We start from the raw sequence: 12,845 nt of genomic DNA on the forward strand, positions 1-12,845 counted from the left end.
ACGAGGGCGTCGTGTCCGGTGAGACGAATCGCTTCGAAGTGGAACGCGTCCGGCCGTACTCCCATCGAGTGGTGGGAAGCGCGACGTTTTTCCGGGGCGGCCGCGAGCACTCGGCCATGTACGAAGTGGAAGTGAAGGTGCCTGCGAGCCACGACGCCGTCCGCGCGGCGCTCGCGGACGCCGGCGCCGAGCCTGCGGGCACGGTCGCGCAGGCGGACACGTACTTCGACGCGCCACACCGCGAGTTCGCGGAGACCGACGAGGCGCTGCGCGTGCGTCGCGTCGCGAACGCTGCCGAGTCCTTCGAGCGAGACCCGGGCGAGAATCTCGGAACAGCTATCGACGCGGTGCTGGACGGCGAGTACCGCGCTGACGGAGAGTCCCGAGTGACGTACAAGGGCCCGCTGCTGGAGGCCGAGTCGAAGACCCGCGAGGAGTTCGAGACGAGCGTCGCCAGCGGCGCCGAGATGCGGGACATCCTCGACCGGCTCGGGTTCGCGCCCGCTGCCACGGTACGCAAGCTCCGCGAGACCCACCACGTGGACGGGTTCGAGGTGCTGCTCGACGCCGTCGAGGACGTCGGCGAGTACGTCGAAGTGGAGACCGAAGTCGAGACGGACGCGGACGTCGAGGCCGCGCGCGAGGACGCGTACGCTCTCCTCCGGGAACTCGGCCTCGACCCCGCGGACCAGATTCGCACCTCCTACCTCGGGCTCAAGCTCGACGGCGCCTGACGGTATGCGCGTAGAGCATATTCTCTCTCCCCGTTCTTTTCGCAAGTTATAGAAGCGGAGGCGGGCAACACTTGCGCAATGACCGAGCGGAACATCCAAGTGCAGTCTCTCGACCGCGGCGCGGTCGAGGACGAGGAAGTCGAAATCGTCGAGCGAAAAGGGCTCGGCCACCCGGACTCCATCTGCGACGGCATCGCCGAACACGTCTGCGAGCGGCTCGCCCGCGAGTACCTCGACCGCGTCGGCGAAGTCCTCCACTTCAACACCGACGAGACCCAGCTCGTCGCCGGCACCGCCGCGCCAGCGTTCGGTGGCGGCGAAGTCATCGACCCCATCTACATCCTCGTCGTCGGACGTGCGACCAGCCACTACGTCGCCGACGACGGCACCGAGTACAACGTCCCCGTCGAATCCATCGCGCTCGACGCAGCCCGCGACTACCTCCGCGAGAACTTCCCGAACCTCGACCTCGAAACCGACGTCATCGTCGACGTCAAACTCGGCGAAGGCTCTGGCGACCTCCAGGAAGTGTTCGTCGAGGACGGCCCCGCCGTCCCGATGGCCAACGACACCAGCTTCGGGGTCGGCCACGCCCCCCTCACGGAGACCGAGCAGGTCGTCTACGAGACCGAACAGTCCCTCAACGGCGACTACGGCGACGCCCACCCCGCCATCGGCGAGGACGTCAAAGTCATGGGGAAACGCGAGGGCGACCACATCGACATCACCGTCGCCGCCGCGCTCGTCGACGCCTACGTCGACGACCTCGAGGACTACAAGGCCGAAGTCGCGGGCGTCCGCGAGCACGTCCACGACCTCGCCACCGACCTCACCGACCGCGACGTCACCGTCCACGTCAACACCGCCGACGACTACGGCGCCGGCTCCATCTACCTCACCACCACGGGTACGAGCGCCGAACAGGGCGACGACGGCAGCGTCGGCCGCGGCAACCGCGCCAACGGCCTCATCACCCCGAACCGCTCGATGAGCATGGAAGCCACCTCCGGGAAGAACCCCGTCAACCACATCGGGAAGATCTACAACCTCGTCTCCACCGAAATCGCCGAGAGCATCGTCGACGACGTCGACGGTATCCGCGACCTCCGCGTCCGCCTACTCTCCCAGATCGGCCGCCCCATCGACCAGCCCCACGTCGCCGACGTCCACGTTGTCACCGAAGACGGCCTCGACGTCGCCGACGTCGAGCTCGACATTCAGGCCATCGTCGACGACGAACTCGCCGCCATCACAGACATCACCCAGCGCGTCATCGACGGCAAACTCGATACCTTCTAAACGACCTTTTGCGCTGCGCGAGCGGCCTTCGGCCGCTCGCTCGGCAAAAGCTCGGCCAAAAGCACTCCTTCTTCGCTCCACTGCGTTCCGCTCAGTCGTCGGCCTGCGCTCACTCGCTTCGCTCGTTCGCGCAGCGAACCGCTCGCCTCGGGCTCGTTCGAGCCACTCGGCTCGCGGATGCCAGTCCTTCGGCTGCGTAGGTTCAAGTACCAGAACGGAACCAACCATGCGCGTGACTTGACGACTGGCGCGAGTCCGGCCGAGACGGGAGCGCGGCGAGCCGGCTCGCACTGCGGAGCCGCCTGCTCGAATCCACCCCGGTCTGCGAGTGTTCCAGCCGCCGGCAGGCGATAGGTGTTTACTGTCGGGTCGGTTTGCTTCGACCATGTTACCGCCCGGTGCGGACGCCGTCGTCGTCCGGCACGGCGACGTCGGCGTGAAGTCGAGTTCGGTGCAGGCCGACATGGAGCGCCGGCTCCGCGACAACCTCGAAGCCATCCTCGACGACCGCGGGATTCCGGGCGACGTCGAACGCGAGTGGGGGCGACTGCTCGTCCGGACGCCCGAGCCCGACGCTGCCGCCGACGCCGCCGCGGACACGTTCGGCGTCGTGTCCGCGAGCCCCGCGGTCTCCGTGCCCGCCGAGATGCGGTCGATTCGCGGTGCGCTCGCGCTGACCGCCCGCGAGTGCTACGACGGCGGGGCGTACGCCGTCGACGCCCGCCGCGTCGGTGACCACGAGTTCACCAGCCACGACGTCAACCGCCTGGGCGGCGACGCGGTCTGGTACGCCGTCGAAGGCGACGTCCGCCCCGAGGTCGACCTCGACGACCCCGACGTCACGTTCTTCGTCGAGGTCCGCGACGACGAGGCGTTCGTCTTCGTGGAGAAGCGCGACGGCGCGGGCGGCCTGCCGCTGGGCAGCCAGAAGCCGCTGGTCGCGCTCGTCTCCGGCGGCATCGACTCCCCGGTCGCGGCGTGGGAGGCGATGAAGCGCGGGTCGCCGGTCGTGCCGCTGTACCTCGACCTCGGGCCGTACGGCGGCCCCGACCACCGCGCCCGCGCCGAGGAGACCGCGCGGCGGCTGTCGGCGTACGCGCCGAACTACGACCTCCGGCTGCGCGTCGCGCCCGCCGGCGACGCGGTCGCGCGCCTCGGCGAGGAAGTCGGTCGCACGCGGATGCTCTCCTACCGCCGGTTCATGTACCGGGTCGCCGAACGTCTCGCCGAGCGCGTCGGCGCGGTCGGCGTCGTCACCGGCGAGTCTCTCGGCCAGAAGTCCAGCCAAACAGCGGGGAACTTCGCGGTCGTCGACCGCGTGACCGACCTTCCGATTCACCGGCCGCTGTTCGCGCTCGACAAACAGGAGATAGTCGCTCGCGCCCGCGACATCGGGACGTACCGGGACTCCACGCTCGACGTCGGCTGCGACCGGCTGGCACCGAGCCAGCCGTTGACGTCGGCGTCGATGGAGAGCGTGCTCGCCGACGAGCCCGACGACCTCTTCGAGTGGGCGCGCGAGGCCGCCGACGCCGTCGAGGTCGCTGGGGAGGTGCCGGCGTGACCCGCGTCTGCATCGTCGGCAGCGACGGCGTCGACCTCCGCACGGACCTGTTCTCGTACGAGACCGCGCGCCAGGCGCTCGCGACCTACGACATCCAGTCGCCGTACGAGAACACGGTCGCCGTCGACACCGTGAGCCTCGGCGCTGCGGTGTCGCTGCTGAACGACCTGAACTGGTATCTCGTTCGGCTCGCCGAGGAGGCGTTCGTCCTCGAACCGTCCGTGGCCGACGACGAGTGGCTCTCCCGGGACCTCGCGGCGGCGGTGCGGGACGGTGACGTGCGCGCGGCCGAGACGGACGCGCGCCTGAAAGTCTACGGCGTCGAGGACGGCGCGCTCGTCGAGCCGATGTATGTCACGCGCGTACAGGGCGAGCGCCCGGACTACGACCTCCGGGACGTCGAGGAGACGGTCGTCGTGCGCGTGACCGACGAGGAGTTCGAGGCGTAGTCAGGCGTCGAAGACGCCCGCCGAGAGGTAGCGCTCGCCGGAGTCCGGGAACACCGTGACGACCAGCGGGCAGTCGTCGTACTCCGGCGACCCGCCGTCCGCGAGCGCGTCCTCGTCGAGGCCGGCGTCCGCGAGGTCGGCCGCATCGAACTCCACGTCCGGGCAGTTCAGCCCGGGTTCGGCGATGCGTTCGGCGACGCGCTCGGCGGCGATGGCGGCGGCGCCGCTGGACTGCCCGACGAGGATGCCCTGCTCGCGGGCGAGCTCGCGGACGCGGGCTTCGGCGTCCTCGACAGCTACGGTCTCGACGGTGTCGACGAGGTCGCGGTCGAGGAGGTCGCTGACGAAGCCCGGCCCCATCCCCTGGAAGTCGTCGTCGCCGGATTCGCCGGTGGAGAGCACGGCGTTGCCCTCGGGTTCGATGGCGACGACCTCCATGTCCGGGTACTCCTCCTTGAGTCGCGTGGCGGTGCCCGTGATAGTACCACCAGTACCGACGCCAGCGACGAACGCGTCGATCTCTCGGCCTTCGACCTGTTCGATGATCTCCGGGGCGGTCGTCCGGTAGTGCGCGCGCGGGTTCGCGGGGTTCTCGAACTGGGAGACGCGGAATCCGCCGTCCTCGGCGGCGATGCGGTCGGCGCGCTCGTTGGCGGTCTCCATGCCTCCCTCGACGAGTTCGAGGTCGGCGCCGTACGCGCGCAGGAGACGGCGGCGCTCCTCGGACATCGACGCGGGCATGACGATGGTGAGGTCGTAGCCGCGCGCGGCGGCGACGACGGCGAGGCCGATGCCGGTGTTCCCGCTGGTGGCTTCCACGAGACGGTCGCCGGGCGAGACGTGCCCCTCGCGTTCGGCGGCGAGCACCATCTCGCGGGCCGGCCGGTCTTTCGCGGACCCGCCGGGGTTGAACGCCTCGAGTTTCACCGCGATCGTCGCGCCCTCGGGAGACGGAACGCGGACGAGCGGTGACCCGATGGCCTCGAGGATGCTGTCCTTCATTGCCGTACTGTAGGAGTCCCCGCAGTAAACCAGTAACGGGACGCGACAGACGCTGCCGGGTTCTCCGCGAGGCGGTCAGCCGGCGGCGTAGACGGCCGCCCAGCGCGGTCCGGCGCGTTCGGCGAGCCACGCGCCGACTGCTGCGAGGGCGACGCTCGCAGCGACGAGACTGATGGCGTGAGCGAGCGGGAGCGGGCCCGACGCCGCGGCGAACGAGACCAGCAGGACGGGGACCACGGGGACGGCGACGCCGACGGTGAACAGCGCGAACCGCCCGGCGTCGAAGAGGAACTCGTTCGGGTCGAAGCCCGCGAGCGCGACGGTGAGCCCGAACAGGTACAGCGATAGGCCGGCGAGCAGCGCGAGGCCGGCAACGGCGTCGGCGGCCGACACGTCGTAGACCGCGAGCACGACCGCGTAGGCGGCTACCGCCGTGGGGAGGCCGGTCAGCAGGAACGCGGTGCGTTTCGCGCGGAACACGTCGAGGACAGCCACCGGCAGCAGCAGGTACTCGCCGACGCCGTCGAACTGCGTGAGCCAGTTGTACGTGGTGAACGCGCTGAGCGCGAGTATCGCGCCGAAGAAGATACCGGGACGGGGCGCGACGCCGACGATTCGCGCGGCGACGTCGACGAGGAACGCGGCGAGCGCGAGCAGGACGCCCGCGGAGACGACCGGCTTGAGAACGCCGCCGCTGGAGCGCGCGAGGTCGAGGAGGGTGCGCGCGACGAGACCGTCGTCGTCGCGCACGGCGTCGGCGAGCGGCCCGAACTGGTTCGAGCGGGTCGCGGCGGACTCGCGGTGCGTCGGGTCGTAGGCGGCGAGCGCGGCAGCGCCGACGGTGAGCGCGGCTGCGAGCACGAGGAACGCGTGCGCGGGCTCGGTCGCGACGACCGCGTTCCACGCCGCGGCGGCGTTCCCCGTGGCCCAGAGCGCGCCGAGACTGACGGCGACGGTGAGCGCGAGCGCCCACGCCGGGACGCCACGCGTGCGTGCGGCGATGGCCGCGAACGTGGCGACCATGCCGGCCGCGAACGCGACCAGCAGGGACACCCACAGCGAGAGGAGTGCCGCCGGAGCGAGCGCGCCGGTCGCGACGAGCGGCGCGAAGCCGACGCAGACGGGCAGCAGGAAGAAGCCGGCGTAGAAGCCGGCGTCCTTCACGAGGAACGCGCCGAGGAGCTGGCGCCGGGAGAGCGGGAGGTAGCCCGCCGCCGAGAGCAGGACGTCGACGTCGCCGAGCGCGCGCTCCAGCAGGTCGTCGCCGACGAGGCCCGCGGTCCCCGTGTAGAGCCCGAAGCCCAGCACGAGCACGCGTGCGCCGTCCGCAATCGCCGCGGGAGCCGTGCCGGTGAACCGGAGCGCGGCGACCGTGGCGGCAGTCGCGACGGCGACGAAGACGGGCATCGCGCCGAAGCGCCGGCCGCCGAACAGCGCGGCGTGCAGGCGGTGCTCCTCGCGGCCCATCGCGCGCAACACCAGCCACGTGGTCGACGCCACCTCAGTCACCCCCAGCCGTGGGCGTGTCCCGCGGGTCGGCGCCGTCCACCTCGTCGAGGAACACGTCGAGCAGACCGGGGCCGGTGGTTTCGACGTCGTGTTCTGCGACGATGCGGCCGTTCGCCACGATGCCGACCCGCGAACAGACGTCCTCGGCGACGTCGATGTTGTGCGTCGAGAGGAAGACCGCGTTGCCGTCGCGGGCGTACGACTCGACGTGGCGTTTGACCTGTTCCTGGACGATGGGGTCGAGGTTCGCGAGCGGTTCGTCGATGACGACCACGTCCGGCTCGTGGACGAACACCTGCGTCAGCATCACTTTCTGCTGCTGGCCGCGGGAGAGGTCCGCGCAGAGCGTGTCGAGTTTCGCGGCGAACCCGAGGCGCTGGCTCCACGTCTCGACGCGCTCGGCGAGCGTCTCGTCGTCGATGTCGCGGACACGCCCGACGAACTCGAAGAACTCTCTCGGGGTGAGGAAGCTCGGCGGCGACTGCTGTTCGGGGAGGATTCCGGCCCGACGCCGCGTCTCCACGGGGTCGGTCGTCGGGTCGGTGCCGAGCACGTCGACGCTGCCGGCGTCCGGCCGGAGCTGGCCGGTGAGGATTTCGATGGTCGTGGTCTTCCCGGCGCCGTTCGGCCCGAGGAACCCGTACACCTCGCCGCGATCGACGGTGAGACCCAGCCCGTCGACGGCCTGCACGTCCCCGTAGGCCTTCCGCAGGGAGGCGGCCTCGATGACAGTCATCGTCGGGACTGCGCGGGGCTGCCCAATCAGTCTCCCGGTGAGTCGCCGCGAGCGCGAGCCTTTTGCCCGGGCGCGCCAACAGACGGGTATGAGCCTGAGCACGATGGAGCCGAACCCGGCGTGGGACGCCGAGTCCTACCCGGACGTAGTGGAGACGTTCTCGAACCTCGACGACGACGTTGTCGTCCGCGTCTGGGGCGCGGACTGGTGCGGTGACTGCCGCGGCCAGCTCCCGGACTTCGCGGCGGCGCTGGAGGCAGCGGGCGTCGAGAATGTCGAACAGTATCCCGTCGAACGCGAGGACGGCGAGAAGTACGGCCCGGAGGTCGAGGAGTACGACGTCGAACTCATCCCGACCATCGTCGTCGAGCGCGACGGCGAGGAGCTCGCGCGGTTCGTCGAGGAGGAGGACGTCTCTCCCGCGGTCTACCTCGCCGACCAGCTGGAGTAGCCGCGCTGCTGGTCGCTGTTCTCTCGGACAATCGGACGAGGGGAGGTTGGCTCGACCGCCGAGCGGTCTCCGTTAGGAGCTATTCCCGTCAGTCGCGTTCCCGGCTGTTCCGTTCTCGTCGTCGGGAGCGTTCCCGCCCGTGCCGTTGCCAGCGGTCCCGTTCCCGGCACCGGTGCTCGGTTCGAGGGCTTCGCCGGCGACGTACTCGTTGACCCGGTCGATGACTTCCGCCTCGGCGAGCGCCTCGTCGAAGGCGTTCTCGTAGGGCAGGCTGCCGGCGAGCGGGCGGACGACTGCGGCGTGGCGTCCCTCGACGCTGTGGATGCTGAGCGCCGGCAGGAGCAGCCCCTGGTTCTCGATGAACGGGGCGGCGCCGGCGTACGCGCCGACGCCCGTGTCCTCCAGCTGGGCGGCGGTCTCGACGAACTCGACCGGGTCTTCGACCGCGGTCCCGAAGTCGAATTCGGGTGCCTCGACGGGAGTCCCGCCGATGTCCTCGATGAGCGACGAGAGCGCTTCGACGTGGGTCTCCTCGTGGTCACGGATGACGCCGAGTTGCTCGTAGACCTGCGCCTGGAGCGCGTCCGGCGAATCGGCGAGCAGCGAGAGCACCTGGGAGTCCGCGCCGAACAGGTCGTCCTGACTGATGTTGTCCAGTGCCTCCCGGTAGAAGGCGGCTTCGAGGTGTTCGAGCGTGAGCGCGTAGTTGAGAATCGCGATGTCGCTCTCGAAGTCGGCCTGCGGCGGTTCGCCCTGCGGGCCGCCGTTCCCGCCGTCGCCCTCCTGGGCGAGCACCGACCCGGAGCCGAACGCGCCGCCGAGGCTGAGCGCGCCGAGGACGCCCGCAGAGCCCGCGAGGAACTTTCGGCGGCCGTCGTCTGTCTGGGGGTTCTCCACTGGTTGCTGGTCGTCGTGAACCATACGAGACCGTACTGCCCTGCCGTGGATTGTTATTGGCCGCATCGCGGCTGCGGCCGGTTCGGAAGTACCCGACCTACGACACGTCTCGTGGGTCGTGCTTCTGGTGGTAACGGCGACAGTGCGCTCGCGCTGCGAGAAAGGACGGCGTTACTCGACGTAATGGTGCGTTGTCCGAGAGGTCCGATTGCGGGCGACGATCGTCGAGGCCATCCCCTATCGATCTTCTTGTCCTTTATACGCCTGCACCGCCAACTTCCCCGCGTTCAAATGTGTGCGTCTACGTCGCCCGGCTCGGGCGAGCCTCACGACCTCCTGCTCGACATCATCGACACGCTGGACGCTCGCGGGCTCGACCCCCGCTCGTTCCAGCTGCACGACTTCGTCGACGTCGACGCCCTGGAGCGACTGATCGCGTCTTCCGAGGGCGACGTCGAGGTACGGTTCACCGTCGAGGGGTTCGACCTCGCGGTGACTTCGAACGGCGTCCGCGTGCTCGACGAGGACTGACGGCGGAGCTATCGACGGCCGCTCTTCTCGGATGCTCGGAGTTTGAGGACGACACGCCTGAGCACGGCTATTCCCGACAGTTCGACGAGCGTCTGCGTCGCGCCGACCGCGGGCGCGAGCGCGTACTCCGAGGGTTGCGCGAGCACGGGCGTCAGTAACGGAACGGTCGGCAGACGCGTACGTTTGCATCTCTTCGGTCCGGACTGTTGTGACGAATCGGGTGAAAAACTGGACGGGTTTTCCGCGGGCGGCCCGAACGGGGAGTGTGGAGTACGAGATTAGCGCCGACGAGTCGGTGAGTGTTGCCGTGGTGCGCGCGGTGAGTGCGGTCCGCGGCATGAAGCCGGACACGCTCCCGGCGCTGGGGAACGTGCTCGACACGGACGCCCTGGACGTCATGTTCGGGCCGCAGAACGACGGCACGCCGCGCACTGGCGGCCGCGTGTCGTTCGTCTACGGCGACTGTCGCGTCGCAGTCGAGCACGGCGAGTACCTCTCGCTGGAACCGCTCGACGCCGCGGTCGGCCGCGAGCGAAACCCCGAGCGCTCGGAGGACGGACACACCTGACTCGGAGCGGCCTACCGCCCGGGGTCGTGTTCGAGCAACAGCCCCTGCGCCATGAGCCGCCGCGCGATGACGACGAGGCCGTTGCCGAACCCCTTGCCGAAGATAGCCTGCTCGTCTTTCGACTCGGGCATGATCGAGCTCAACAGAATCGTCGAACGGTCGACGAGCAGGAGGCGGCCGATAGCCGTGTCGCCCTCGGCCGCGTTCTCGCCGTGCAGCCACTCGAGCCCGGAGCGGAACGTCGTGGCGTTCGGGATCTCGTCCCGAATCCGGTCCTCCAGCGGCTCCGTCAGCGCGCCGACGAGCAGTTCGATGCTCGGATCGAGCTCGTTGAGCACGGCGACGAGGTCGTCTGTCAGCAGCTTCTCGTCGCCGAGGACGAGCACTACCTCGTCGGTCGCCTCCGCGATGAGGTCGTTCGAGCGGTTCTCGACGCTGTCTCTGCCGGACAACGCCCACACCTGCTGGCTGGGCTCGCTCTCGTCCTCCTCGACGATGTCCATGGTTTCGAGGGTGTCTTCGAGGCGCTCGACGCGGTCCTCGTACTGGTCGCGCAGCGTCTCCATCGCCTCGGACAGCGGCACCGCGCGGAACCGCTGCGGGCTGGAGTGCTGGACCTCGACCAGCCCCTGTGCTTCCAGCACTCGTATCGCGTCGTAGACCCGCGTCCGTGGGACTTCCGTCGTATCGCTGAGTTTCTTCGCGGTGCCCGTGTTCAGCCGCGTGAGTCCGACGAAGCACCGCGCCTCGTACTCTTTCAGTCCGAGTTGCTGGAGGAGTTCGATCGCCTCCTCCGAGTTTTCTGTTTTGCTCATGTGTCCTGGCCCCCGGCACAACCCGGGTTCTCACTAGTCGTTGAGCCCGGGAACGGATAGGTATTGTCACGGGTACAATCACAGAGGGAGTGGGCGAGATGTAGAATACACCATCTTCGGGAGTCCTGTACGGCGGATTGTTCTCGCCTATATCGTACTGTTGTGATTAGAGTGACTATAGAACGGAGGGGACTCTGGTGCACGCCGGGCCGAGGAACGCCGATTCAGTTTGTTTACCCACTTAATCACAAAAGAGATAATGGTGCGTGGCGGATAGGGGTACCCACTCGTAGGCGGCATCGGGCGGCAACTCGGCCGTAGCGTCCGACCGCACGCCGGCAGCCACACCACAGATGAGCGAGAACACAACCGAGGACCACCGGTCCGTCGCAATCGAGCAGCTAGAACGCTTCGGGCTGAGCACGTACGCCGCGCGCACGTTCGTCGCGCTCTCCAGTCTCGGCACGGGCACCGCGAGAGACGTGAGTCAGGTCGCGGAGGTACCCCGGACCCGAGTGTACGACGCCGTCGAGGAGCTCCACGAGCAGGGACTCGTCGACGTCCAGGAGTCCTCGCCGAAGGAGTTCTGGGCCATCTCCGCGGAGACGACCAGCCGGTCGCTGGAGAACGACTACCGCCACCACGCAGACCAGTTACGGACCGCGCTGTCCGAACTCGAACCCGAACGGCGCCACACCGAACAGCGCGGCGTCTGGACCGTCGACGGCCACTCGTCCGTCTCCGACCGGGTGCTGGAGTTCCTCGCCGACGCCGAGGACGAGATCGTCTACATGACCGTCGAGGAACTCCTCACCGACGACATCGTGGACGCGCTGAGCGACGCCTGCGACCGCGGCGTCGACATCAAGCTCGGGGGCGTCTCCCCCGAGGTACAGGAGCGCATCCAGGAGGACATCCCGAACGCGACGATGTTCGAGTCGCTGTGGGTGTGGTCGGACACGCCGGCCGGCCGGCTCATGCTGGTCGACCGGCAGCAGACGCTCGCGAGCGCGCTCGTGGACGACGAGACCGCCGACCCGCGCTCGGAGACGGCCATCTGGGGCGCGGGCGAGAACAACAGCCTCGTCGCGGTGCTGAACGCGATATTCGCGTGGCGCCTCGACGACCTCGCGTAGCCGACGGCTGCGGGGTGACGGAAGCGGAGCAGTCAGTTGTTCGCGGTCGCGGCTTCCTCGGGCAGCGAGTCGAGGACCGCCTCGACAGTGTCGTCGACGCGATAGCGGACTCGCTGTCGGTCGGGGTCGAAGTCGACGACGCCGTGGTCGTCCAGCTTCGGCAGGCAGTGGTGGTAGAGCTGACGGACGACGTCCTCGCGGCCGGCCCCGCGACGCGTGAACGCTTCCTCGCGACGCAGCCGCTCGACGAGCTCGTCGACGGTCGTCTCGGTGTCTGATTCCCGACGTAGCTCCCGGATGACGCGACGCCGGCGCACGTCGGCGACGAGCTCGAGACACGTGTCTAGGCTGTCGTCAGTCATGGTCAGGTACAGGGCGCTGACACTCATCAAGGGCCGACATTTTCACGACGCCGTTCGTTGTTATTATGTGAGTGAAGCGCCGTGCGCCGCCGCGCTCCGCACCGACGCTTAACACGGTTGCCCACCTACTCCGTCGTGTGCCCCGAGAATACGACTCCGAACGAACGGCGTCCCGCGAGGACGCGGCGGCAGTACTGGACGGCGTAGCTGACGGCCTGCGTGCCGGCTTGATACGGCTCGGCGACGGCGCGGACGCGATCACCGTCGACGCGCCCGAGGAACTGGAACTGGAAGTCGAACTGGAGGAAGAGGACGGCGAACTGGGCCTCGAACTCGAACTGGAGTGGCCCGCGCCGGACGGCGAGGGCGCCCCAATCGAAACGGCCGACGACCTGCCCGAAGACGAACGTGACGGGGAAGTGGAAGAACCCGAACTCCCGGTGTCGGTCGGCGCCGCCGATGGCTCGGGAACGCTCGCGCGCTTCGAGGACGTGGCCGGCGAGTGGCGCTGGCGGCTCCGCCACCGCAACGGCAACGTCATCGCCACCGGCGGCGAGGGGTACACTCGCAAGTACAACGCCAGGAAGGGGCTGCGCAGCGTCGTAGCGAACGCACCCGGCGCGGACGTCGTCGACGAGTCGCTGGACTGACGAGAACCCGCGTTAAGCACCGCCTAGGTAGCGATTTTCGCCGCCTCGACCGCCCGACGACGCCGCACGGCCGAGGCCAGCGGAACGCTCAGTAACGACCGTTACGGAGTATATTACATTGGGGGGCCCGCCGTTTTCTACG

Annotated in this window: 15 protein-coding genes; 9 read left to right on the forward strand and 6 right to left on the reverse strand. The window is 68.9% G+C overall.

Annotated features, from left to right (window positions below; all coding sequences use genetic code 11):
• The first annotated feature begins 116 nt into the window (after positions 1 to 116).
• From cyaB to G9C83_RS07970, 4 genes are all read left to right on the forward strand, one after another.
• Positions 117 to 734, forward strand: a complete 618-nt coding sequence (gene cyaB, locus G9C83_RS07955) for a class IV adenylate cyclase (protein WP_167245557.1) — start codon at positions 117 to 119, stop codon at positions 732 to 734.
• Positions 735 to 812: 78 nt separating this feature from the next.
• Positions 813 to 2,033: a methionine adenosyltransferase gene (locus G9C83_RS07960; protein ID WP_167245558.1), complete on the forward strand. Its 1,221-nt coding sequence runs from the start codon at positions 813 to 815 to the stop codon at positions 2,031 to 2,033.
• Positions 2,034 to 2,418: 385 nt separating this feature from the next.
• Positions 2,419 to 3,597: a tRNA sulfurtransferase gene (locus tag G9C83_RS07965; protein ID WP_167245559.1), complete on the forward strand. Its 1,179-nt coding sequence runs from the start codon at positions 2,419 to 2,421 to the stop codon at positions 3,595 to 3,597.
• Positions 3,594 to 4,046, forward strand: coding sequence for a DUF5804 family protein (locus G9C83_RS07970; RefSeq protein WP_167245560.1), 453 nt, complete (start codon positions 3,594 to 3,596; stop codon positions 4,044 to 4,046). Before G9C83_RS07965 ends, G9C83_RS07970 begins: the two co-directional genes overlap by 4 nt.
• On the opposite strand, the gene G9C83_RS07975 is transcribed toward G9C83_RS07970, so the two are convergent.
• The 3 genes from G9C83_RS07975 to G9C83_RS07985 form a co-directional block, all read right to left on the reverse strand.
• A complete protein-coding gene (locus G9C83_RS07975; protein WP_167245561.1) occupies positions 4,047 to 5,048 on the reverse strand; it encodes a PLP-dependent cysteine synthase family protein in 1,002 nt (333 codons plus the stop codon).
• Between the two features lie 75 nt (positions 5,049 to 5,123).
• Entirely contained in the window at positions 5,124 to 6,548 is a 1,425-nt protein-coding gene (locus tag G9C83_RS07980) for a hypothetical protein (protein ID WP_208288441.1), read from the reverse strand.
• A 1-nt stretch (position 6,549) separates the two neighbouring features.
• Positions 6,550 to 7,293: an ABC transporter ATP-binding protein gene (locus G9C83_RS07985; RefSeq protein WP_167245562.1), complete on the reverse strand. Its 744-nt coding sequence runs from the start codon at positions 7,291 to 7,293 to the stop codon at positions 6,550 to 6,552.
• 88 nt (positions 7,294 to 7,381) lie between these two features.
• Between G9C83_RS07985 and G9C83_RS07990 the strand changes: the two genes are divergently transcribed.
• On the forward strand, positions 7,382 to 7,744 hold the full coding sequence (locus G9C83_RS07990; protein WP_167245563.1) for a thioredoxin family protein: 363 nt from the start codon (positions 7,382 to 7,384) through the stop codon (positions 7,742 to 7,744).
• A 72-nt stretch (positions 7,745 to 7,816) separates the two neighbouring features.
• On the opposite strand, the gene G9C83_RS07995 is transcribed toward G9C83_RS07990, so the two are convergent.
• On the reverse strand, positions 7,817 to 8,665 hold the full coding sequence (locus tag G9C83_RS07995; RefSeq protein WP_167245564.1) for a ferritin-like domain-containing protein: 849 nt from the start codon (positions 8,663 to 8,665) through the stop codon (positions 7,817 to 7,819).
• A 267-nt stretch (positions 8,666 to 8,932) separates the two neighbouring features.
• Here G9C83_RS07995 and G9C83_RS08000 point away from each other — a divergent pair, with 267 nt between their 5' ends.
• Entirely contained in the window at positions 8,933 to 9,172 is a 240-nt protein-coding gene (locus G9C83_RS08000; protein ID WP_167245565.1) for a HalOD1 output domain-containing protein, read from the forward strand.
• A gap of 265 nt (positions 9,173 to 9,437) precedes the next feature.
• Positions 9,438 to 9,740, forward strand: a complete 303-nt coding sequence (locus G9C83_RS08005) for a HalOD1 output domain-containing protein (RefSeq protein ID WP_167245566.1) — start codon at positions 9,438 to 9,440, stop codon at positions 9,738 to 9,740.
• A gap of 11 nt (positions 9,741 to 9,751) precedes the next feature.
• Here G9C83_RS08005 and G9C83_RS08010 read toward each other — a convergent pair whose 3' ends face one another.
• Positions 9,752 to 10,555 (reverse strand): TrmB family transcriptional regulator, encoded by an 804-nt coding sequence (locus G9C83_RS08010; protein ID WP_167245567.1) that lies wholly within the window; start codon positions 10,553 to 10,555, stop codon positions 9,752 to 9,754.
• Positions 10,556 to 10,908: 353 nt separating this feature from the next.
• Between G9C83_RS08010 and G9C83_RS08015 the strand changes: the two genes are divergently transcribed.
• Positions 10,909 to 11,691, forward strand: coding sequence for a helix-turn-helix domain-containing protein (locus tag G9C83_RS08015; RefSeq protein ID WP_167245568.1), 783 nt, complete (start codon positions 10,909 to 10,911; stop codon positions 11,689 to 11,691).
• A gap of 32 nt (positions 11,692 to 11,723) precedes the next feature.
• Here G9C83_RS08015 and G9C83_RS08020 read toward each other — a convergent pair whose 3' ends face one another.
• Positions 11,724 to 12,053 (reverse strand): ArsR family transcriptional regulator, encoded by a 330-nt coding sequence (locus tag G9C83_RS08020; RefSeq protein WP_167245569.1) that lies wholly within the window; start codon positions 12,051 to 12,053, stop codon positions 11,724 to 11,726.
• 137 nt (positions 12,054 to 12,190) lie between these two features.
• Between G9C83_RS08020 and G9C83_RS16270 the strand changes: the two genes are divergently transcribed.
• Positions 12,191 to 12,703, forward strand: coding sequence for a YegP family protein (locus tag G9C83_RS16270; protein ID WP_167245570.1), 513 nt, complete (start codon positions 12,191 to 12,193; stop codon positions 12,701 to 12,703).
• Positions 12,704 to 12,845: the final 142 nt, after the last annotated feature.

The organism is Halobacterium sp. R2-5, from assembly GCF_011734195.1.
Taxonomy (GTDB): Archaea; Halobacteriota; Halobacteria; order Halobacteriales; family Halobacteriaceae; genus Halobacterium.